The organism is Veillonella sp. ACP1 (assembly GCF_000286635.1).
GTDB classification, from domain to species: Bacteria; Bacillota; Negativicutes; order Veillonellales; family Veillonellaceae; genus Veillonella; species Veillonella atypica.
In genome coordinates, this window is record NZ_ALKL01000014.1 from 65,907 (window position 1) to 88,783 (window position 22,877).

Sequence of the window (22,877 nt, forward strand, 5' to 3'; positions counted from 1 at the left end):
CATTTTACTATAATTTCAACGCTTTTCTAGCTATAAACGCATTGTATTTTCCTACATTCTTGCACAAAAAGGATGCGTCTAAAAAGAGTATAAAATAACCACAAAAAAACTCTACATTATATAAACATAATGTAGAGTTTCATATTAATCACGACGGGTACGCATAATGCCACGATCAGCATTGCGTAAAAAGCGTAATAAGTTTTCAATTTCAACGGAAGAATCAAGTTGCATTTCCATCTCTTCAATCGCTCTAGACAAGCTAAAGCCTGAACGATAAATGATGCGGAACGCTTGCTTCAAGCTACGGCGTACCTCTTCCGAAATACCTGCACGAGATAGGCCAACAGAGTTCAATCCGATAACACGAGCCGGTTGACCATCAGCAATAACATAAGGCGGAATATCTTGTACCACCTTAGCCATACCGCCAACCATAGCATTACGGCCAATTTTCACAAATTGATGAACACCAGCGAGGCCACCTATAACCACGCGATCTTCAACGATAGCATGACCAGCCAAGCCTGCACAGTTACTCATAATAACATTATTCCCCACAATGCAATTATGAGCTACATGCGTACACGCTTGTAATAAACAGTTATTGCCAACACGTGTTTCTTCGCCTTCTCCAGTAGCGCGGCTAATGGTAACGAATTCACGGATAACCGTTTCATCACCTACGTAACAATAACTTTTCTCGCCTTTAAATTTTAAATCTTGCGGTTCCAAACCAATGGATGCACCTGGATAGATTTCACAACGTTTACCAATGGTTGTCCAACCACCAATAACTACATTGGCACCAATCTGAGTGCCATCCCCTATTTCTACATTTTCCCCGATGACAGCACCAGGTCCAATGACAACATCTTTGCCCAGTTTAGCATTCGGATGCACTATGGCCGTGTTATGAATGTTGGATTCCGCATTTTCCATGCCTACAACTATCACTACAATCACTCCTTAAGTCTATTATACAAGGGCAAACATGTATTCACCGCTAGCACAAAGTTTATCGCCCACATAAGCGCGACCTTCAACCTTGCCCATACGGCCCTTAATTTTTACAATGTCTACTTCCATGCGTACAACATCACCAGGTTTTACCGGATGACGGAAACGTACTTTATCAATGCCTGTAAACATAGGTGTTAATCCACGATTTTCTTCAGGATATAATAAAGCAATGCCACCAACTTGGGCAATTGCTTCTGTTAATAGTACACCAGGCATAACTGGATTTCCAGGGAAATGGCCTTGGAAGAACAATTCATTGAATGTAGCATTTTTAATGCCCACAGCACGCTTCATTGGTTCCAATTCAATAATACGATCTACCAATAGCATTGGGTAACGATGTGGTAAAATTTCTAAAATGTCTTCATGGTTAAGAATCATTGCTGTGTCTCCCTTATTTCTTCTATTATACTATGAGCCAAACGAGAATTGAGTTCATGGCTCGATTTTAACGCAATTACATGTCCCTCAATAGGTCCCAATAAATATAAATCACCCATCACATCAAGGGCTTTGTGACGAACTAATTCGTCTTCAAATCGTGGAACAGATAAACAGGTTGTATCATCGTATACAAGAGCATTATCTGTACTGCCACCCTTTGCCAAGCCCATGGCTTGCAATTGTTCCAATTCTTTTACAAATCCAATGGTTCTAGCTCGGGCAATATGTTCTTCAAAATACTCAGGTGTTACATCAAAATCACATTGTTGCGTACCAAGCAACGGATGTGGATTAATCGATGTGAATGTAACGCGATATCCATCATAAGGTACAATAAGAATAAATCTATCGCCATCATAAATGGAATGACTACGTTTCACCTTATACACATGTCGTTCAGCTTGTTGTTCTTCAATTCCCGCCTGAAGGATTAAGTCAACAAATACGGCACTACTTCCATCGCCAACAGGTGGCTCAGGAGAGTCCATTTCAACAAAGCAGTTATCAATATTCATAGCACTGAATGCAGCCATTACGTGTTCAACAGTGAAAACCTTTGCTTCACCATGTTCCAAAGTAGTAGCGCGCATAGTGTTCGTCACATTATCAATGTGTGCTCGAACGGAGGGGGCTCCCTCTATATCTGAGCGCACAAACACAATTCCTGTATTTTCAGGTGCTGGCTTAAAAACCATGGTTACAGGTTCCCCGCTATGAAGGCCAATTCCCTTATATGAAATAGCCTGTTTAATTGTTTGTTGGGGCTTACTCATAAGAATGTCCTTTCATAATCTAATTCCATGTCTACTATACACCATACTGTATTATACCCTATTTGCATAGCTGTTACAAGAATATAGGACTATTTATCAACTGACTAGATGTAAAAAATCGGCATTGCAAAGCTTTATTTTAAGACATCTGCAACGCCGATTATACTTTTTATATTTTTTTAATGAAACACATCTGGTGGAGTATCAATCTTGTCACCGTAGTAACGACGAGTCCATTTCCAACGATTATGTAGCCAGAACCAATCTTCTGGATAACGACGAATATAATCCTCAATAAATTCATTGAGCTTAATCGTAGTAATTGCTACATCCCGTTTCTTATCATCTGTTTTTTCTACATATAATGGTGGATGTACTTCAAGTTCATGTTTTCCCGTATAAGGGCTATAGTGCATGGTCACAAAGATGATAGGTACATCTTGCATACGCCCTAATACAGCAGGACCATCTGCTGTTAGTGTTTCATAACCAAAGAATGGTACCAATACACCATTTTCTCCAGGATCCTGATCCATAATCAACCCTAAAAAAGCACCGCTTTTTAAAGCTTTCACCATATCGCGCACACTCGTCTTATACATCACATGTTGATGCATAAGCTCACGATATTCATTGATAAATTTATCTGCATCGCCGTTTTGTTTTAGCGCTACAGAAATTAGAGGGTACCCTTCAGAAGCCAGTACACCTCCAAGCAATTCCCAGTTACCGCTATGAAGGGCAGCCAGAATAGCCCCCTTGCCATCAGCTAAGACTTCATCCAAAATATCCTTATTGGTAAAGTTGACCATATCTTTATAGCCGCCATCTTTAATTTCAGGGTATCTCAATACATCGATAATCATACGACCAAATCGAGTCGTACTCGCCTTAGCAATTCGTTTTGCTTCAACAGGATCATCAGTGATTTTACAAAACAAAATCTGCCCGATTGCCAACCGCTTCCGTTTAGGAGGCACAGCAAGCCAAGCAATTTCACCAAGCAATGTACCTATTGCATACTGCCAACTATGAGGCAACATGCAAATAAAGGCACTAAACAACTTCATAAACCTATACATAAACGTATTAGCTCTCCTTAAGCTGCGCTTTTAAAGCATCGATTTCCTTCTGCAATTGTTTTACAGTTTTTACCATTTCTGGTAAGCGATGTTCATAAGCGGACAGTTTTAACCATTCCTTATGAGGACGCATTGGGTAACCAGCCATAACAGCATCTGCTGGTACATTACCAGTAATACCAGTTTTACCAGCAAATTTTGCATTGTCACCTATTGTAATATGCCCTGTACAACCGGTCTGTCCTGCAAAAATTACATTATTTCCACATTTCGTACTACCTGCAATTCCCACTTGTGCAATGAGGAAACAGTTTTCACCAATTTCAACATTATGTCCCAAGTGAACTAGGTTGTCAATTTTTGTCCCTTTTCGAACTAATGTAGATCCCATAGTTGCATTATCGATGGTTGTACAAGATCCAATTTCTACATCATCCTCTAAAATGACATTACCTACTTGAGGAATATGCGTATGTACGCCATTTTCAGTAGCAAAACCAAATCCTTCACCACCGATTACCGCTTTGGCACGTAATACGACACGATTTCCTAATATACAATTTTCATGAACAACGGCGCCAGTATATATATCACAATCATTACCAACACGAGTATTATGACCAATATAAACATATGGACGAATTGTAACATTATCACCAATCACTGCATTATCATTGATAACACAATAGGCACCAATAGCAACATTATCGCCTAGCTTAACATTCTCACCAATGATTGCAGTAGGATGGATTTCACGTGGTATTACAACAGGTGGATGAAATAATTGTAATACTTGTGCGAAGGCAACCTTTGCATTATCTACAATGATTTGTGTCATCGGTGCATTGGGCGCTTCTTGCTCTAAAATTACAGCACCAGCTTTACATAAGCCAATGTGTTCCACATATTCACCAATAGCAAATGTAATCGATTGAGGTGCCGCTTGTTCAAAGCCACGTGTTTCTGTGATTACTAGCGATTCATTACCAACCACCTTACCACCAATAAGTTGAGCAAGCTCCAGTACGGTCTTTTCCACTATTAAGTCCCCCCCAAGTGTTAACTAAACTATTGCGCAGCTCCAGCAGGTTGCGCTTGTTGGGCTTCACCTTGTTGAGCATCACCTTGTTGCGCTTGTTGAGCTTCTTGTTGGTTCGCTTCATTTTCTGCAGCTTTAATATCTTCATCAGATGCTTTGCCCATTTTATTGATTAAGTCATCAGTTACATCTACGCCGCCACCAACAACAGCACCTTTAAGCAATACTACATCTAGCTTTTTCTCTTTAGCTAATTCATTAACTTGTTGATCAATATATTGTTTCAACTCTTGATTTTTTGCAGTTGTGAAAGCATTAAAATCTTGTTTTGCATCAGTCGTAACTTGCGCTTTAGATGCTTCATCAGCAGCATCGATTTTGGCTTGAAGTTCTTTACCTTTTGCATTAATTTCTTTGTTAATCTCAATAGATTTCGCAGTTTGTGTCACAACTTTTTGGGAATCTACATAGCCAATAGTATTGCTACCACAGCCACCAATAATTGGCAATGCCATAATCATTGTTGCACCTAAAATTAAAGATTTCATTTTCTTATTCATCGTATACTCCTTACTGAACTCGATATGACGCTTTCACAGCATCTGTTATATCTAGCCCTTTGATATTTCCACCATGATCAATCAAAACAAGGTCTAAATGACGTTCTTGAGCAATAATAGCAACGCGCATCCGCACGTCTTCTAAAATGGCTTCATGAAGTGCATTTACCTCTGCCTCTTTATCCGATAATTTCTTTGCCCAACTATCGTTCCACTCTTGAGGAACTGGCAAATTATTCGTCGATACAATCGCTTTAGCTTGATTTTGCATCATTGTATCGCGTTTCTTTGCTAGTTCAGCTTGTACAGATTCGGCATATTGTTTAAGTTCTTGTTCCCCTGCATCACGAATAGGTTTTAATTCTGCATCTACTTTAGCCCGTATAGTATCCATATCAAAATTGGATGGTTTACGTTTAGCCAGCAAGCTTTGAAGTCGGCTTTCCAATTCAGCTTTTTGTGCCTGAGCAGCTTCTTTCTGCGCATCATCGATATAAACACGGCTATCAAAAGCATATAGTTGTAATTGTAGATTTACAATCTCCAAGTCATATCCCTTGTTAACAACCTTGAGCTCTTTCATGTATTTTTGTACCAGTTCAGCCCGTTTAGCATCTAGCTGTGCATTAAGTTGATTTTGCTTTGTAGCGATACGCGTTTGTAATTCAACATTCAACGCATCTGACAATGTTGTGTCTAAAGACAAGGATTTAAGCTGTTCGTTCTGCAAATCAGACTTAGTATTTAACGCCTCTTGTTCTAAAGCATATTGCGCTTTTAACTGTTCTAATTCGGTCTTTGCATTCTTATAATCTTCATAAGACGGATTAAACTCTAGTACATCATCAATTTGTACTACCCCAATAGACGGCCCTTCTGAAGATTGACGATTAGTAATAAATCCATAGCCTCCATACATCGCAATCAGTGCAGCTGCTAAAAACAGAAATAATCCTATATACCGTTTATTTAGCTTCATACTGCTCACCCTTATCCGATTACCTTTGTATCGTTATTATTTTGCATCAGATGCAAGTTTTTTTAGTACTTGGTCAGTAATATCTACACCGCCATAAAGAACTGCGTCTTTAGGAAGAACTACAGATAAACCCTTAGCATTGCCAACAGCTTTAGCTGCTTCCATGGTTTGATCTGCCATTTGTTTATTCATTTCTTCCATTTTCTTTTCTACATTAGCTTGTGCTTCTTGCTTAATTTTAGCTTTAGTAGCATCATCTTGAGCAGCATCTACCTTCGTTTGCATATCTGCAGCTACTTGACTACGATAATCAGTAAATTCCTTAGCAGCTTTTACATATACAGGGTTTTCAGGATTATCCAAACGGCTCATATCGATTACACCTACATTACTAGCAGCACTAGTACCAGGTGTAGCCATTTGAGTATAGGCTAACGCACCAATACCGATAATAAAAATTGCGGCAATAACAATGGAGAATATTTTCACATTCTTCTTGTTATTCATCATTCTCATCATAATGAACATTCCTCATTTCTGTTAATCTACGCACTATGAGTGCCATAATAGAGATATTGGTGAAAGCCCCCTCTATAGAAGGTGCTTTCACCATAATATGTCTCAATATTAGAATTGTGTACCGAAGCTGAAGTGGAATTTCTTCTTATCCTTGCCAATACCATAGTCGAGTTTAACAGGACCGATTGGTGTAGTGATTCGAACACCGGCACCAACGCCATAGTTAAAGCTCTTAGTATTTTTATACCAAGGAACATTAGGAGCATCCCAAGCATCACCGATATCTGTAAATAATACGCCACTTACCTTTTTCACGATAGGGAAACGGAATTCCAATGTCGCATTATACATATTTTTACCGCGGAATTGATCATCTTCGTAACCACGTAATGTATCTGCGCCACCTAATGTGAACAATTGGCTATATGGTGCATCACCTTGGATGAAACCACCACGTGCACGGAATGCCAATACATTTTTGGAACCCACTTTTTTGTATGCACGCATTTCAGCTGTGAATTTATAGAAATCAAAATCACCGCCTAAGCCATGACCAGCCCATTGTGCAGTGTAGGAAATACGACGACCACGAGTTGGTTCATAAATATTATCGCGGGAGTCATATACCTTTTGCCATGAAATGGAATTGATGCGACCAAAGTTTTTACCTACATAATCCATGCCGGCAAAATCATATGAGCCGTTATTCCATCTATTATTAGGACCTGCACCAGTACCCGCATCATAACGGAATCCAGAGCTATCGTCATTATCCCATTTGTATTTATCAGAGCGGGATTCAAGTGTTAAGTAGTCGCGTGTATATTCGCCTGTTTGACGACCAAAGGAGATATTAAAGCCTTTGGATTTTTTGTTGTATTCTGCTACTTCGCTACCATCGCTATCATAGTCAGTGTATTCATCTTCACGGTTGAAGAAGGAGAATCCAAGAGAAGTACCTCTGTGGTCAATCCAAGGTTTCAAGTAAGAAATTTGGTAGTTTTTATATTTCTTCTTACCACCGATTTCCCAGTGAACTTTAAATTTATCACCTGTACCGCGAAGGTTATCTTCACCAAATTCAACGATACCCATCAAGCCATCGGATTTAGAATAACCTGCACCTAATGTGATTGTACCTGTTTTATGTTCCAATACGTCAATTTCGATAATTACATTGTTAGGATTTTTTTCACCTGGTAACATACGTACATTTACATCATCAAAGAAGCCCAAGTTGTACACGCGTTCTACGGAACGACGAACTAAGAACTTGTTGAATGGTTTACCAGTTTTTTGTACGAACTCACGAGTGATAACTTTGTTTCGAGTTTTCTTATTACCAGCTGGTACAATATCTTCTACAATGCCTTCCACGATATGGATATGAATCATACCATTGTCATCTACAGCAATACCGTCTACATGAGCTAACATATAACCATCACGAGCATACGCTGCATTGATACCTTGTACCTTTTGGCCTACATATACGGAGTTCATAATTTGGCCTTCAGGAATTGCCATATATTTAGTTAATACATCGGATGTGTATACAGAGTTACCTTCAAATACAACACCATGTACTACAGGGTTAGTCACAACAGCAAAGTCAATTTTCACGCCTTCCGGAACAGATGTAAAGACCGGGTTCACTTCTGAGAAATAGCCACTGTTACCCAAATTTTGTACATCTTTAAATACACCATCAACGGAAACAGCATCGCCTACCTTTTCAGATAACAATGTCATTAATTGCGCCGCTTGATCTGCAGGAATACCAGAGATAGATAAGCCTGTAATTGTTTTACCTACAAATGGGTTAACAGAATCAGCACTAACAGCAGTAACGTATTGAGCCTCAACAGATGTTACAGCTTGTGCCTGACCGTTTTCTGCAACCTTATCCAAGTCTGTACCTGCTGTAGTTTTGGAAACCATTTTAACTTGTTTATCGTCTGTTTTTAAAGCCCCGTTATTAACGGTAACTGTACCATCAGAACCTTGTACAACAGTACCATCAGTGGATAATGTAGTGTCACCACGAGCAGCTAAAATTGCCGCATCAGTATTATCTTGTGTATTAGCACCCTTTTCTGTACCCGCATTGTATACAGCTGCTTTAGTCGTTGTATCATCAGTAGTTGCAGTATCTGCTGTAGCAGTTGCATTCATATCTGGTGTATAGCCTGTTTGTACTTCTGCAGCAAACACACTGCCAGTACCCATAACAGCAGTCAACACAGATGCTGCTAGCATACGTTTATAGGCTTTGCTTGTTAACATAAAATCCTCCTAAAATTATCCCTCTTTAAAGAGTATTAAATCTTTATTATTATATCATATAATACTGGGAATTAGTACTACTATAATTCAATTTTATGAAATTAAAATGACTATAATGAAGCTCCTTATTCAGATTCTTCATTATAGTCATCATTGCTAGAACTCTCGTGTCCAACGTCCACCAATATAGGTACTACCTTGTGATGTATGCCAAGCATTAAACTTAACACTTCGCCGTAACGAGTATTCAATACCATATTTATTTTGTTTATTATTGATACCTTGCGTATAGGTGATCATCGTTCTCGGCAAGACATATTTGCCGATTTCGATATTATAATTTCCCGATGTTTCCCTACTAGTAGGTTCATTCGGATCTATGGAGCCTGTCGTAATATTAACACGATCTAAACCTAATGCATTTTGCACTGCATCTTGTACATAGCCAAAAGCAAACATTTGTGCACTGGCTACCGCTAATGCATTCGCATCTTCATTGGTAATTGTACTACTATTCGATGGTTCACCACGACCGAAGGTCAACATAGAAATGATTTGCTTACGCGATAAACTTGGTTCGGATTTAAGCGTTAAATCCATATGATCCACAGTACCTTTCACGCCGAGATGGATATTATAAGTACCTACATTTGTTTCCGCATCTAGTTGAAGCATAGGCAAATACGTTCCAGATGTAAAAGTTGCAGTCCCCTTTGTAATATCAAAGGTATGGCTTAGATATTTAAACGTACCACTCACCACGTTAAACTGTCCACTAGAGGTAGGATTAAATACAGAGCCCCCAAAATGAACATCTCCACTAATACGCATATTATACAAAGTTCTATCGTAGAGTCGTACATTTTTACCAGCATGTACGTTAACATCAATCCCCAAATCACGCGTGCTTTCACTAGTTTCTAAGGAAAGTGGAATTTTGAACTTCATATTCTCTAGATTTAGATTACCCATAAGTGTAGGGATTCCCTCTTTTTCAGCTATATAGAGTTCTCCCTTTAATGGACCTGAAATATACTCGTTAGATAAATCTAACCCATCCAATTGAATGGCTGCACGGTAACTAGTCATGGTATGACCTGTCCAATTAACCTTCGCTGCTAAACCAGCGGTCCCTTTGCCCGCAGATATGCGAGATTGAAAATCTGCTTGTTGACCTGAGAAAATTAAATCCCCATCAATATTCTTAAGCTCATTTCCTACAGTCTTTATCTTCATGGTACCATTTCGAACAGATACTGTACCGTACGCTTCTGGTTGATCAATAGTTCCTGTTACATGAACAACACCTTTTAATGCCCCAGTTGCGTCTTTCACCGTAGGAGTAATCAAAGGGATAACAGCCATATCAGCCTCATTAAAGTCAATAGTCATATCCATCGCTTTAGAATCATTTGCATCGAGATATCCAGTCGTATACAACGCGGCTAGAGGAATCTTGCCATATGCACTTAGCTTATAGTTTTCTTTAACCCCTTGAATACGTTGAACGTTAATAACCTGATTTTCCATGGTTGCCAATACAAAACCTTGATCAATATCGATACCGTTATAAGAACCATTGGCAAGGCTCGCGGATAATTCAACCTTAGGATTTTTTGTAACCCCTGTCATATTGATAACACCGGTAATGGAACCAGTTGCATTAATATTATCACCAATAAGCGGTAAGAATGGTTCTATATCAACATCGCGAACTGCAATTTGTAAATCTGCATCACCATCTAAATCAACAGTACCACCAGCAGCAATAAGTCCATCATCAACAGGTAATTTTAATGTTCGAATTTTAAACTTACGATTTTCTAGACTGGCATCTATCTTTGCATCGCCTACTACCTTAGTATCAATAGTTACATCCTTAATTGAACCCACCACATTAAGGCTTGGATTGCCATAGGTGCCTCCTAAATCAACTGTACCACTCAAAGAACCATCCAATTTATCCACCGGTTTTCCCAGTAGGGATAATAGATTGCTTACACGACCATTTGTCACCTGTAATGTACCAAATAATCGCTTATCGCCCACAGTAGACATACCTGCACGGGCCATATAATGGCCACCTTGTTCTTCATCAAATTCAAATTTTTCTAAATTAACAACGGTTTTATCTGCATATAATGTACCAGAAATGTTGGTGATACCTTCGCCATTAATAGTTAAGAAGTTAGATGTAACAGATCCATTAAAATTAGGATTGTATAAAGAGCCTCCAATATGCCCCTTAGCTTGTACATAGCCTTTTACATCATAATCAGTATTGACTAATAACCTACCAATATCTATATCTTTACCTTCTAAATCGATATTTAGGGCATCTTCTGACATAGTACCAGAACCTTGAATGACAGCACCATATCCTTGAATAGTAAACTTAGGTAATGTAAGAGTCTTATTTTCTAATGTATAATCTGCCTTTGCATCACTAATCAATTTGCCATTATAAGAACCATCATATAAATGAACATGGCCCTGAACATATGGATTATCTAAAGTACCACGAATCTCATTTTCAGATTCAAACCACCCAGTAAGCGGAACATCAGAAAACGGCCGAATCAAGTTCTCTATCCGGACAGCTTTAGCACGCGTCCGCATATTAAGTGCATTAGAATTTAAATCAAATGTACCCCCTACAGTAATGGCACCATCTCCATCACCTATAGATGTATCTGTTAATTCTAATATATGATTTTTAATAGTAAAGCCTGCATTAATGGAATTAAAGTGAGCCCCACTATAGATAATCTCAGGACTTGTAACACTACCTGTTACAGATGGATTATCTAAACTTCCTGTAATAGAAGCATGGCCTGTAATATTGCCAGATATACTATTACCAACAAGACTTGAAAAATTAGATGCATCTAATGAATCCGCCGACAAGGATAGATTCAATAGATTATTATCAATCGTTCCATATCCACTAAGTTGGCCATTTCCTATCGCCCCCGTAACGGCTATATTTGTCAAGGCGCCTACATTATTAAAGCTAACGCGAGCAGAATCAATAGATATACCACGCACGGATAGACTCGTTCCCACTATATTACCTTCTATGGAGGTAATATCACTATTTTTTCCTTTTACAGAAAATTCTCCATTCACAATACCAGATGCCTGTGTAGATAAATTTTGTGTAAATGGAGCTATTTCTGCATTATGAATCGTACCATCAATGGAAAATTCACCACTATCAATGCCGTATTGTCCTTTGGCTTTTACGCTACCATTACCAATGTATAACGAAGCATCGTGAATATCCACTGTACCATCGAAATAACTAAAATTAGCCTCTCCACTATCGATATGATAGCTATCATACGAGATGGCATCACTCTTTATAGAACCAGATACATAGGGATTAACACTAGTACCGCCGATATGAACACGGGCACCTACGTTACCAGTAATTTGATTTTTGGTGAAAGCCTCTAAAGCTACGGAATCAGCAACCGCATTTAAGTTTAAACCAACCTCATCCCCTAATGTTACCAAACCATTCACCTTAACGGCTTGATCGTTTACATACCAGCCACTATGACTGATTAAAACAGTATTATTTTGGAAGAAAATCTTACCATTGCCCTGTCCAATTTGGTATGTAGTAGACCCGTTTTTATAGGTACCACCTAAGCCATCAAAGGCTAAATTACCAGACATAGAATACTTGCCATCACGCCCCGTAATCTGCGCTTTTACATCATGTAATATACCAGATGTTATAGAGAGATTTTTATTGGATGGAACCATATTCATAATGCCTGATATATCAACAGACTCGGCTCGAACAAACAAATCAAAATCATCCATTTTATTCATGTTGATAGAGCCATTAACAGCGATCGAATGGTCATCTAAAAGTCCATTTAATGCCCCTTTTGTCATACCATCAACATGTAAGGCTATATTTCCATCTAGATTGGATAGCCTATGTACATTGCCATCTTTAAATCGAACAGCACCTGTAGCATCATTAATGACGATATTGCCATCAAATGATTTCTTATCATTTTTTGAGGATGACTCCAATAAAGAATTTACATTCCAAGATCCATCAGCTAGTTGCCACACATGGACGTCCGGTTTTTCTAAAGTAATGGTAGAAACGATGGCTGCACCACTTGAATTCCCCATCAAAATAGATGGAGCAGATGTCCATTTCATTGATACCTTCATAGTCGGAACGGCCGCTACCAAATGGTCATTTTCATCCCTTAATGATACATTTTGCAGTACTACATCCCCATTCCAAGCGATGTGCATAGAATCATACTGAATTGTACCTCTAACTGTATTATGTAGTTGTTCCTGTACCATGGGCGCCACATATCGCTCTGCAATTGGATTGATGGTAGTAGCTATTCCAGCTACACCCAATCCTAAAACTGCTGCACCAATTAGGCACCATTTTTTCCTTGTCATAGGAAACCCCACACCTAAAAAAATTACGCTTATTTATACATCAATATTACCATACTCTATGATATTTCAATAGTATATGATGTATAAATTTTATGAAATCAAAATGTAATACAGTTCATTCAACGATAAAAAAATGACGACCGCCGAAGCAATCGTCATTTTAAATAGAGTGTATATTATCTCTATGATTATTTTTTTGCAGATGTAGCTGTCGCTAAAGCTGCTAATTGTTCTATAGCACCACTATTAGCAATAATACTTGCCCCTTGACCTACAGGAGTATCCAAAGGAATGCCTGTTGCTTGTTCAAGAGCAGAAATACTTACATTGTAATTATATAAAGCATCTACATAATTATTGCGAGATTCAGTCAATTTAGTTTCTGCATCGAGTACATCAAGGTTTGTACCTACACCAGCGCGGTAACGAAGTGTTGCAATACGGAAATTTTCTTGACCTTGATTTACTGCCGTTTGCGTACTTTGAATTGTTTGTTCTGCAGAACGCAAGTTAAGGTATGCTTGTTGCACTGCAAGATTTACCTTATCAACAGCTGCTAAATTAGCTTCCTTAGCCTTTTCTAATGTATCTTGAGCAACCTTAATTTTATTTTGTGTTTGGCCCCCATCCCACAAACTCCATGTAGCGGATGCGCCAATATGCCAAGATTTACTGCTTGTACCAAAGTAGCCATCTGGATCAGCATAGCCACGACCAGCTTCGACACCTACTGTTGGTAAATAGCCAGCTTTCTCAGCTTTTAAACCCTCTTCAGCTTGTTTTACAGCCATCGCAGATTGTACAAGAGCAGAACGATGAAGCATAGCATACGCTTTTGCTTGTTCTAATGTAACAGCATATGGTTTGTATTGCAAATCATGTTCTGCTGTTGTAATAGACGTTTGTGTTGGGTATGCAATCACCAAATTCAAGTTTGCTTCCGCTAAATTCGCTGCATTTTGTGCTTTTACAAGGTTTGTTTGAGAGTCAGCCAAATTAGTATCCGCAGCCAATACATCAGAATTAGCTACAAGACCTACATTATATTGAGCCTTTACATTATCCACATGACCTTGGTAATCCTTAACAGCTTGGTTTGCTACGTCTACCTTGTTACGATACATAATCAATGTGTAGTATCCATTGATAGCATCATATTTAGCTTGTTGTAAAGCTTCTTCATAAGCAGCACCACTACCTTCACGAGCAAAGCGAGACTTATCAATATTAGCATCTAACTCAGGGCTAAATACAGGGGCCTTAATAGTGAAGCTATGTTGACCAGTCTTACTAGTAACAGTTCTCCCCGTCATAGTATTGGCACCGTGATTACGAGCGCCTTGCCATGTATAGGATACATTAGGATTTTTTCCTGCTGCTGTAGCACTTACTGTGGCTTTTGCAGCTTGATAATCCCACAAGGATTGTTTTGCAGTACGGTTATTAGCCAGTGCAAGAGAAACTGTGCTATCTTCATTTAGGTTCAATGCGACTTCATATTGTTGTGCATCTTGAGAAGCTTTTTGAGCTAATTGTTGTTGCGTTAATTGAATAGCTTCTTTTTGAAGTTTTGTGAGTTTGTCACCATTATTGACAGATGTAGAAACAACGTCACTTGCGAATGCACCTGTTGTAGCCATCGATAATATTATGGCTAATGAAAAGGCCTTCTTATTCATACGTATACCTCCACACGATATGTGTTTTAAAAGACTTGTTTAATACCAAAGTAGGTGCCTCCATTTGAAGAGCCAAATGGGCGTGTCATTTGCACAACACCGTACGTATTATTATGTAAGCGTATATCAGAACGTAGTCGATATTTAGGATGATTCAAATCATACATAGCTGCAGAAACACCAAAAGACCCACGTGGATTATAGTCAATGCCAAATCCGAGCTTGCTTTCAAAAATACCACCGCGTACTAACCATTTATTTGTGATAAATTTACCGCCATTCAAATCAAAATCGGTATCATCACCAATATTAGAAAGTCCAAATTCACCCATGCCTTTATCTGTGTAAACGCGAGCACGACCATTGATACGGACCTCTTCTTGATTTGTATTATAAAGTAAATCCACAGAAGGTTCTACTTTAATAGATGACTTTTTTTCAGGACCATTAGCCTCCGAAGAACCATTAACGGTTTCAGATGCATATGGTTTGCCACCTAACAATTTATTGACACGAGCAGAAATTTGCTCCGTATTATGCAATGTTGCTTTAATATTTTCTTGTGCTTTTGGATCCGTTACGGTTCCTTCCATGGAACGCGCCATGTGATCAACACGATCCGTGGTTTGTTTAATATTCGTCAAGATAGCACGCATGTCATTACCAGCATTACCATCGGCATTAAATTGTTGAGCCGCTTGATTTAGCTGAGCCGTCACATCTGCCATATTTTGTGTAACCGCTACCGCATTGTCAGCCATGACAGCCGTAGATTGCAACGAATGTTTTAATGCGTCTTGTGTTTTAGGGTCGCCAATAATATTATTAATGGATTGCAACATTTGTTCTGTACCAGCCATTAATTTTTGAGCACTTTGCATGGCTTTATCCATCGCATCGACCCCTTCACCTTTAACGGAATCACCATCATGTAAATATACGGTTGATTTACCAGGTGAAATTTGAATAAATTTATCCCCTAAGAATCCATCAGATCCTAAGGAAAATGTTGAATCGCTTGGTATTTGAGTTTTATCATCGACTTTCATCTTCACCAAAACACCAGATGGTGTAATTTCAATATCAGAAACCGTACCAATTGCAACACCAGAAAATTTAACCTGATTACCATTTTTCAACCCATTAACTTGAGCAAAATCACCGGTAATCGTCATCTGAGGTTTTGCAAATACGTCTATACGCCCCACAAATATGATGCCCAGCACGAACAACACAACACCTACAATTGTGAAAGCCCCTACTTTAGCTTCCGTCGTCCACTTCATTATCTGTCTCTCCTTGTTCCGATATCGATAGCCTCCGCCTCACCATGAATAAATTGTTGTACTTTAGGATTAGGTGAGTTTTTAAAATCCTCTGTTTTAGATACTTCTATAAATTTTCCCTTATCAAGTAATGCAATTCTGTCAGCCACATAAAAAGCAGATTGCATATCATGAGTTACTACGATAGATGTACAGCCCAACCGTTCTTGCATACCCCGGATGAGCATGCTAATCGTTCCCGATGTAATAGGGTCTAGACCAGACGAAGGTTCATCATACAAGATGAGCGTCGGATCAAGAGCGATAGCCCGAGCAAGACTAACCCTTTTCTTCATCCCCCCAGATAACTCATTAGGCATGTAAGACTCATATCCGCTTAACCCAACCCAACCGAGTCGCTCATCAACTATATGTTGAATTTTATCATCACTCAGATTGGTATGTTCCCTTAGTCCAAAGGCGACATTCTCCCCCACTGACATAGAGTCAAATAATGCGGAGTATTGAAATACCATGCCCATCTTTTGACGTACCTTATTAAATTCTTCTTCAGATAATGTAGTAATATCTACACCATCAACAATAATTTGGCCTGATGTGGGGCGTTGTAAACCTATAATCAAGCGTAATAGCGTACTTTTACCACTACCACTACCACCCAAAATAACAAGCGTCTCCCCATCTTCAATGGTCAGATTAACAGAATCTAATATTACACGCGTGTCATAGGCTACAACCACATCACGTAATTCAATCATAAAGTCCTCGTTCGAGATAATCGATTAAAAGAGTAGAGTCGATAAAAAATAATTTAATACAAATACTAAGATAATACTTGTTACTACAGAACTAGTAGTTGAGAAACCAACAGCTTCGGCCCCCATCTTGGTATGCATTCCCTTATAGCACCCTACAAGAGCGATGACAGCACCAAAAACACTAGATTTAATTAACCCTAATGTAAAATCAGAAATGGTTGAAAACATTTGTATCGAATCTAAATAGGTGGCTGGTGCTAACCCCTTAATAGCAGTAGCTACAAAATAACCACCTGCAATACCAATGACAACGCCATAAAATGCGAGGATTGGTACCATAATCATGCAGGCTACAACGCGAGGTACAACGAGATAACCGATTGGATTTACAGCCATAACGCGTAATGCATCGATTTGCTCTGTAACCTTCATCGTACCAATTTCAGCTGTAATGGCTGCCCCTACACGGCCTGCTAATACAACGCCTACAAGAATAGGTCCTAATTCACGTCCCATCGCAACGGCCATGAGTCCGCCTACCGTACCTTGTGCACCATAGGTAATTAACACATCTGTTATTTGTAATGTCATTACACCACCTGCAAATAATAGTGTCAGACTAATAATCGGTAGTGAGTCTACGCCAAGATGAGCCATCTGTTGTAGCACATGCCATGCATTGAGCATTTTTAATTGTTTTATGGTCTGCCATAGAAGTAGCATGGCAGTACCCACATTCGATAAGCCGGCCATTACATTGCGACCTATCGCCTCAAGCCAATTCACAACAGTCCCCCTTACTATTTGCTTATATTTCAAATTTTACTCTACTTGATCATTTGAAGGTTTATCATTAGATGGTTTCTCATTCGAAGGTGCATCACCTGCTGGTTTATCCTTGGATGGTTTTTCCTTAGATGGTTTATTAACAGACTTGTCTTTTTTATTTTGAGATGCTTTGGAATCTTTTTTATTACCTTGATCTTCTAATTCCAATTTATGTTCCATCTTAACCTGTTCTTTAGCTTCTTTAGCACGTTTAGCTAATGCTTTGTCACGGTCTTTAACACTCATAACTTGGATTGTAAATTGACCGTCCCCTTGAACAATATACTCTGTGTCGATAGCAGTTTTTTCATTTTTCTTTTCATCATCTTTGCCATCGCTAAGGTCTTCACTACCTTTTTTCTTTTTAAGATCTCCAGGGCTAGGTTTATCTTCTACACCTTGAAGTTTTGCCTTTTTCACAGAGCTTGTAGAAGCTTCTTCATTTACAAGACTAACGCCATCTTCTAAGATTTCTACAACAATTTGATTATTCGTATCAGTCTTTTGTAATTCATCAAACAAATCGTTAAAGTCTTTGTAAACTTTTAAACGGCGTAGAACTTCATCAGTCAAATTATATTTTTGTTTTTCCAATACATAAGGCAATGGGATTTCGCCACCACCACGAACCTCTAAGGTATATTTACCTAAAGGTTGGTCTTTAGGTACTGTGAAGAATACCTCTTTATTGACTTTTTCCCCACGATATGGTTCCAATGTAACGTCAACTACAATCGTATCACCAGGAGATACAACTGTCGATGATGCAGCTGCATCTACAAGTTTTGCCGTTTTCTTATCTTGTGTTACCTCTGTTTCCACATTGATATCCGTAATTTCATAGTTAATAAAGCGATTGTTCATCAATACATCGATAACATTGTAAAATTCATCAACCGTTTTTTCACTAATAGATTCAGAACTGTAGAACATATTGGTTCGCATTAATGATTTTTGTTCACCATTACGTGGTGTAATCGTATAGGTAATTTTAGCAGTACCAGCACCACTGCGGTCTAGTGTCTTATTTAGCATATTATACAGTGCTGTAGCCGCCAATGTAGGTGTCATATCCTTATCTTCAATAACCTTTACATTAGACTGCTTATCACGGCCCATATCGATATCTTTTAAATGAAAGCGAACAGGAATCCCGCTAGAAATAGTGCCAGAGACACCGGCAATAGCTGCGCCACGATCCTCAGTAACGGTACCGATTTCACGTCCCATAGAACCTAGTTTAAAGGCGGATTCATAACTTTTAACAACCGTAAAAATATTGGCATTATGCATAAAATAATTAGCGGAACCATGTTTCAAGAACGGATGCCCGAAGGCCACCATTTGTTTGCCATCAACATAGGTAACGGTACCAATAGCACCGAGTTTTAAATCGCCATCAACCAATAACGCTGCTACAGAACCACCAGCCTCTAACGGCTTTGCAATATCATCACTACTAGAACTAGCTGTATCATAGGTTTCGTAATTGTATTGTGGTAATTTTGATTTAAAATACTCCATAGATGTACTATCAAATCCATAGGCCATCAAAGGAGTTTTCATTGGAATTAATTGTTTGTCTGACCAAGTATTTGTCAAATTCTTTTCATACGGTATATTCCATAATTTCACCATATCTTCGATAGGCGTTATCATGCCAATCGTGCCATCAGCAAAGCCCCAACCATATGCTACGGCACCTACAAGTTTCCCATTAATATATACAGGACTACCACTCATACCATGCGCAATGCCACCGGTCTGTTCCATAACAGGGCCAGAAAACTTTGCAAGAATTAAATGTCCAGATGGGCCTTTATCCTTCATAACGCCCAATACCTTAACATTAAAATTCGATATCGTATCCCCTACTATTACTGTTTTTGCTATACCTTCCATACCAGTCTGTACATCTTGAACAGGCATAAAATCAACTGCCTGTGCCGATGATAGAGCACTACAGAAGAAAAGCGCCAGTATCGTTTTTCTATACCGACGCCAAGAATGAGAAAACTTCATTCCTATCTCCTTTATTTGCTTTCTACAGTGACAACGACTTGATCACGAGAAATATCTGAACCTACTGTAACATCAACTGCAGTCACAGTGCCATTCACCGTGGATTTAGCTGCCGCCATAGGGCCTGCCAATGTTTCTACAGTCACCAATGTTTGACCTTCTGTAACAGAAGTGCCAACAGCAACAGTAGAAGCAACTTTACCTGTTAATACACTTTGGTATGATACAGGGGCCGCCATTACAGAAGTAATACCTAATGCTGTTAAAGCAGCTAAGGCTAAAAGTGTCTTTTTCATAACGATCCCTCCTTTTACAATAGAATACATAAAGATATTATACTAAATCTCTAGCTTTTTTTCAAACAAAATTGTATGCAACTCATTACTTGATTATAAGTATTTTTTCATAAGTACTAGGCGTTTCATTACCTTTGTGAGTATAATGGCCATCAACCTCTACATCAACACTGCCTTGATTAGATAATTCAAATCCATTGATAGCCCCTAAAGAGGTCAATAGATTAGCCCCTTCTTCTAGTGTAACACCTACAGAAGAAGCATTATGTTTATCTACAGTGGCTACAACGAGCTTTTCATCCTTTGTTGTGCCGATAAAACTTCGACTACGATTCGTAGAATCTTTAGGGCCCACATAACTACCATTATGTAAAACCAGTGTGCCCCCTTCAACCATAGCGCCACCAGCAGTTTCTACCTTCGCAAGTTCCTGACGTGGTTGTAATACAACAGGCGTGCCCACTTTTAAAGATTTTAATGAAGCTATGGCCTCACCATGAGCAGACAATACAAATTGATTGTTCCCTAATGCGGAATTGCCATTTCCCACCTTAAGAACCTTCCCATTACTTACTGTCACTTCATAACCGAATTCATTTGTATTTGTACTTTCACCAAAACTAGATGTATATAGCGTAAGAGCATTATTTCTACGTGGACCATTTACAGTGGTAATCACCAACGTAGATTTAGGTGTCTTAGCCTGCAACAATGGTTTCTTCTCTTCTATAAAATACCCTCTACTTGGCGTATAGCGAAGAACGCCAATGGATTGAATGCGATTTAAATCTACCTCACCAGATGCACTAACCGAATACGGTTTATCAAAGCTCTTTCCCGGAACGGATAAACCGACAGCAGCAATGTGTTGCTGTGAAATCGAGGACAAAGTCTTTCCACCGGGCACACTTGCTACCACCATTGGTGCATCATTGTTAACTGTCATCGCATAAGCGCGAATTAATCCCTCGTTAACTGCTGTTTTTATGTTAGCAGTCTGAATCGATGCACCTACACTTTTCGTTGTCTTCTGACTGTAATCTGAAAATAAATCAACAACCACACGATTGGGATTTGATAGGGTGAAAGCATGGTAATTAATCGATTGATTGGCAGATAGTCTCACTTGTAAACCATCATTAGTAGGTTGAAAGGACATACCTTTCAACACACCGATCTTATGTGTTGTACGATCTGCGGCATTAGAAATTTTATTAGTTGTATTGGCTAAGTTCAAGGTAACCGTATTTTGGTTTGCGTTATATGACTTAGTCCAGGATAAAGGTAATTCAGTCATATCAAAAACAATACGGCTTGCACCATCATAATCGGATACTCGCACGGCTGTCAAATCACCGGCACAAGCAGTAACAGTAGTTGTTACCATAATAGATGCTATTATAGCGGCTGTTTTAAGGCATATCATCATCGAACTCCTTTACAATATATAGAGTTTATAAATTCTGTATGTTAACGTATTCTGTTATAAATCAGAACTAGATATAACAACTCAAATTAGATTATACTTTATTATTAATTTTATACAATCTATTCACTTGTAGTATACACTATTTCTCGCAATAATACAAAAAGCTGAGACGGTTTCCCACCTCAGCTTTTCTAATTCTATTGTAAGTCTTCTAATGTATCTCGCAATGATGACATTTCATCTAATGTTTTTGCTACCCCTTTAATTACCGCATACCTTGGTAATTCGACTAAATAAGCAGCTATGCCAACAGATCGAGAAATAACACGGTCAAGCCCACTAATCAACGCCCCACCACCGGTGAGAATGATACCATGATCGCCTATAGCAGCCACCAATTCAGGTGGCGTTTTTTCCAATATAGACTTGATTGCCTCAAGAATACTCATAACTTGAGACTCTAATGCACGCTGTATTTCTAGCGAATGTAATGTAACTATCTTAGGCAAACCGCTAATAACATCACGCCCCCGAATTTCTACCTCTCGCTCTTCAGAACGCCGGTCTACAGTGCCTGCAGATATCTTTATTTCTTCTGCCGTTAGAGGACCAATGACAAGCTTTTTCTTGCGCCGTACATATTGAATAATAGCCTCATTAAAAGAATCTCCGCCAATACGCAACGATTCACTCACTACGACACCTGTATCACAAAGGACTGCAATATCCGTAGTGCCACCGCCTATATCTACGACCATAGCACCAACCTTATCCGCTTCATTTAAATTTGTGCCCATAGCCGCTGCTAAAGGCTCTTCAATCAGAACTGTCTTCTTAGCCCCAGTTCGTAGTAATGCTTCAAGAATAGCACGTTTTTCAACAGGAGTAATCCCCGATGGAACACAAACAACGATACGTGTTTTCATGAGACGAGATGCAGGAACAACAGAACGAATAAAATACTTGAGCATAAATTCCGTCATATCGTAATCAGCAATAACGCCTGCCTGCACAGGTCGTATAACTTCAATCCCCGTCGGTGTTCGACCTATCATGCGACGTGCGCTTTCACCTACTGCTAATACATCGCCAGTCCGAGTATCTTTCGCCACACAAGCAGGTTCATCTAGAACAAGTCCTTTGCCCTTGACATAGATTAAAACATTGGCTGTACCTAAATCGATACCCAAATCAAATGTAAGGGAACGACCAAATTTAAATACTGTCTCACCTACATTCTGAGGGGACACAATACGCTTCAATGTCATAGCTGGAGTGGTCTTTGCAATCGGTTTCGTCCGTTTTTGACGGCGCTCTTTACGGCGTAATTCCGTCACCTTAACCATAGCAGCTCGCGAAGTGCGCTCTACAACCGACTCTTTTTTAGCTTTTGCATCATTATCTTGACTGCGACGCAAAGCCGGCACT

18 protein-coding genes are annotated in these 22,877 nt (G+C 39.1%); all 18 read right to left on the reverse strand.

Annotation, left to right across the window (positions count from 1 at the left end; genetic code table 11):
- Positions 1–144 precede the first annotated feature (144 nt).
- A complete protein-coding gene (gene lpxA / locus HMPREF1151_RS06215; RefSeq protein ID WP_005376607.1) occupies positions 145–957 on the reverse strand; it encodes an acyl-ACP--UDP-N-acetylglucosamine O-acyltransferase in 813 nt (270 codons plus the stop codon).
- Positions 958–978: 21 nt separating this feature from the next.
- Positions 979–1,404 carry a 3-hydroxyacyl-ACP dehydratase FabZ gene (gene fabZ / locus HMPREF1151_RS06220; protein WP_005376579.1) on the reverse strand — a complete coding sequence of 142 codons (426 nt, stop codon included), beginning with the start codon at positions 1,402–1,404 and terminating at the stop codon, positions 979–981.
- Complete coding sequence (gene lpxC / locus HMPREF1151_RS06225) at positions 1,401–2,240, reverse strand: UDP-3-O-acyl-N-acetylglucosamine deacetylase (RefSeq protein WP_009661484.1); 840 nt, start codon at positions 2,238–2,240, stop codon at positions 1,401–1,403. The genes fabZ and lpxC overlap by 4 nt, the downstream gene beginning before the upstream one ends.
- A 179-nt stretch (positions 2,241–2,419) precedes the next feature.
- Positions 2,420–3,322: a lysophospholipid acyltransferase family protein gene (locus tag HMPREF1151_RS06230; RefSeq protein WP_005381729.1), complete on the reverse strand. Its 903-nt coding sequence runs from the start codon at positions 3,320–3,322 to the stop codon at positions 2,420–2,422.
- Positions 3,323–3,329: 7 nt separating this feature from the next.
- Positions 3,330–4,361 carry a UDP-3-O-(3-hydroxymyristoyl)glucosamine N-acyltransferase gene (lpxD, locus tag HMPREF1151_RS06235; protein WP_005381785.1) on the reverse strand — a complete coding sequence of 344 codons (1,032 nt, stop codon included), beginning with the start codon at positions 4,359–4,361 and terminating at the stop codon, positions 3,330–3,332.
- Positions 4,362–4,390: 29 nt separating this feature from the next.
- A complete protein-coding gene (locus tag HMPREF1151_RS06240; RefSeq protein ID WP_005383070.1) occupies positions 4,391–4,921 on the reverse strand; it encodes a hypothetical protein in 531 nt (176 codons plus the stop codon).
- A gap of 10 nt (positions 4,922–4,931) precedes the next feature.
- Positions 4,932–5,900, reverse strand: coding sequence for a hypothetical protein (locus HMPREF1151_RS06245; RefSeq protein WP_009661462.1), 969 nt, complete (start codon positions 5,898–5,900; stop codon positions 4,932–4,934).
- A gap of 36 nt (positions 5,901–5,936) precedes the next feature.
- Positions 5,937–6,419, reverse strand: a complete 483-nt coding sequence (locus tag HMPREF1151_RS06250; protein ID WP_009661451.1) for an OmpH family outer membrane protein — start codon at positions 6,417–6,419, stop codon at positions 5,937–5,939.
- Between the two features lie 108 nt (positions 6,420–6,527).
- Entirely contained in the window at positions 6,528–8,705 is a 2,178-nt protein-coding gene (locus tag HMPREF1151_RS06255; protein ID WP_009661447.1) for an outer membrane protein assembly factor, read from the reverse strand.
- Positions 8,706–8,861: 156 nt separating this feature from the next.
- On the reverse strand, positions 8,862–13,151 hold the full coding sequence (locus HMPREF1151_RS06260; RefSeq protein ID WP_009661473.1) for a translocation/assembly module TamB domain-containing protein: 4,290 nt from the start codon (positions 13,149–13,151) through the stop codon (positions 8,862–8,864).
- Between the two features lie 188 nt (positions 13,152–13,339).
- Entirely contained in the window at positions 13,340–14,830 is a 1,491-nt protein-coding gene (locus tag HMPREF1151_RS06265; protein ID WP_009661441.1) for a TolC family protein, read from the reverse strand.
- Positions 14,831–14,856: 26 nt separating this feature from the next.
- The gene (locus HMPREF1151_RS06270) at positions 14,857–16,116 is read right to left on the reverse strand and encodes an MlaD family protein (RefSeq protein WP_009661494.1); all 1,260 of its coding nucleotides are present in this window, start codon (positions 16,114–16,116) and stop codon (positions 14,857–14,859) included.
- On the reverse strand, positions 16,116–16,874 hold the full coding sequence (locus HMPREF1151_RS06275; RefSeq protein WP_009661471.1) for an ABC transporter ATP-binding protein: 759 nt from the start codon (positions 16,872–16,874) through the stop codon (positions 16,116–16,118). The genes HMPREF1151_RS06270 and HMPREF1151_RS06275 overlap by 1 nt, the downstream gene beginning before the upstream one ends.
- A gap of 24 nt (positions 16,875–16,898) precedes the next feature.
- Complete coding sequence (locus HMPREF1151_RS06280; RefSeq protein WP_009661489.1) at positions 16,899–17,660, reverse strand: ABC transporter permease; 762 nt, start codon at positions 17,658–17,660, stop codon at positions 16,899–16,901.
- 36 nt (positions 17,661–17,696) lie between these two features.
- On the reverse strand, positions 17,697–19,724 hold the full coding sequence (locus tag HMPREF1151_RS06285; RefSeq protein ID WP_009661430.1) for a SpoIVB peptidase S55 domain-containing protein: 2,028 nt from the start codon (positions 19,722–19,724) through the stop codon (positions 17,697–17,699).
- A gap of 11 nt (positions 19,725–19,735) precedes the next feature.
- Positions 19,736–20,020: a biotin/lipoyl-containing protein gene (locus HMPREF1151_RS06290; protein WP_009661435.1), complete on the reverse strand. Its 285-nt coding sequence runs from the start codon at positions 20,018–20,020 to the stop codon at positions 19,736–19,738.
- Between the two features lie 85 nt (positions 20,021–20,105).
- Positions 20,106–21,446, reverse strand: coding sequence for a phosphodiester glycosidase family protein (locus tag HMPREF1151_RS06295; RefSeq protein WP_009661478.1), 1,341 nt, complete (start codon positions 21,444–21,446; stop codon positions 20,106–20,108).
- Between the two features lie 200 nt (positions 21,447–21,646).
- On the reverse strand, positions 21,647–22,876 hold the full coding sequence (locus HMPREF1151_RS06300; RefSeq protein ID WP_005381741.1) for a rod shape-determining protein: 1,230 nt from the start codon (positions 22,874–22,876) through the stop codon (positions 21,647–21,649).
- Between the last annotated feature and the right edge of the window lies 1 nt (position 22,877).

Coding starts and splice junctions, on each gene's coding strand:
- fabZ (WP_005376579.1), bottom strand. CDS start 1,404: ATGATTCTTAACCATGAAGACATTTTAGAAATTTTACCACATCGTTAC.
- lpxC (WP_009661484.1), bottom strand. CDS start 2,240: ATGAGTAAGCCCCAACAAACAATTAAACAGGCTATTTCATATAAGGGA.
- HMPREF1151_RS06230 (WP_005381729.1), bottom strand. CDS start 3,322: ATGTATAGGTTTATGAAGTTGTTTAGTGCCTTTATTTGCATGTTGCCT.
- HMPREF1151_RS06240 (WP_005383070.1), bottom strand. CDS start 4,921: ATGAATAAGAAAATGAAATCTTTAATTTTAGGTGCAACAATGATTATG.
- HMPREF1151_RS06245 (WP_009661462.1), bottom strand. CDS start 5,900: ATGAAGCTAAATAAACGGTATATAGGATTATTTCTGTTTTTAGCAGCT.
- HMPREF1151_RS06250 (WP_009661451.1), bottom strand. CDS start 6,419: ATGATGAGAATGATGAATAACAAGAAGAATGTGAAAATATTCTCCATT.
- HMPREF1151_RS06255 (WP_009661447.1), bottom strand. CDS start 8,705: ATGTTAACAAGCAAAGCCTATAAACGTATGCTAGCAGCATCTGTGTTG.
- HMPREF1151_RS06260 (WP_009661473.1), bottom strand. CDS start 13,151: ATGACAAGGAAAAAATGGTGCCTAATTGGTGCAGCAGTTTTAGGATTG.
- HMPREF1151_RS06265 (WP_009661441.1), bottom strand. CDS start 14,830: ATGAATAAGAAGGCCTTTTCATTAGCCATAATATTATCGATGGCTACA.
- HMPREF1151_RS06270 (WP_009661494.1), bottom strand. CDS start 16,116: ATGAAGTGGACGACGGAAGCTAAAGTAGGGGCTTTCACAATTGTAGGT.
- HMPREF1151_RS06275 (WP_009661471.1), bottom strand. CDS start 16,874: ATGATTGAATTACGTGATGTGGTTGTAGCCTATGACACGCGTGTAATA.
- HMPREF1151_RS06285 (WP_009661430.1), bottom strand. CDS start 19,724: ATGAAGTTTTCTCATTCTTGGCGTCGGTATAGAAAAACGATACTGGCG.
- HMPREF1151_RS06290 (WP_009661435.1), bottom strand. CDS start 20,020: ATGAAAAAGACACTTTTAGCCTTAGCTGCTTTAACAGCATTAGGTATT.
- HMPREF1151_RS06295 (WP_009661478.1), bottom strand. CDS start 21,446: ATGATATGCCTTAAAACAGCCGCTATAATAGCATCTATTATGGTAACA.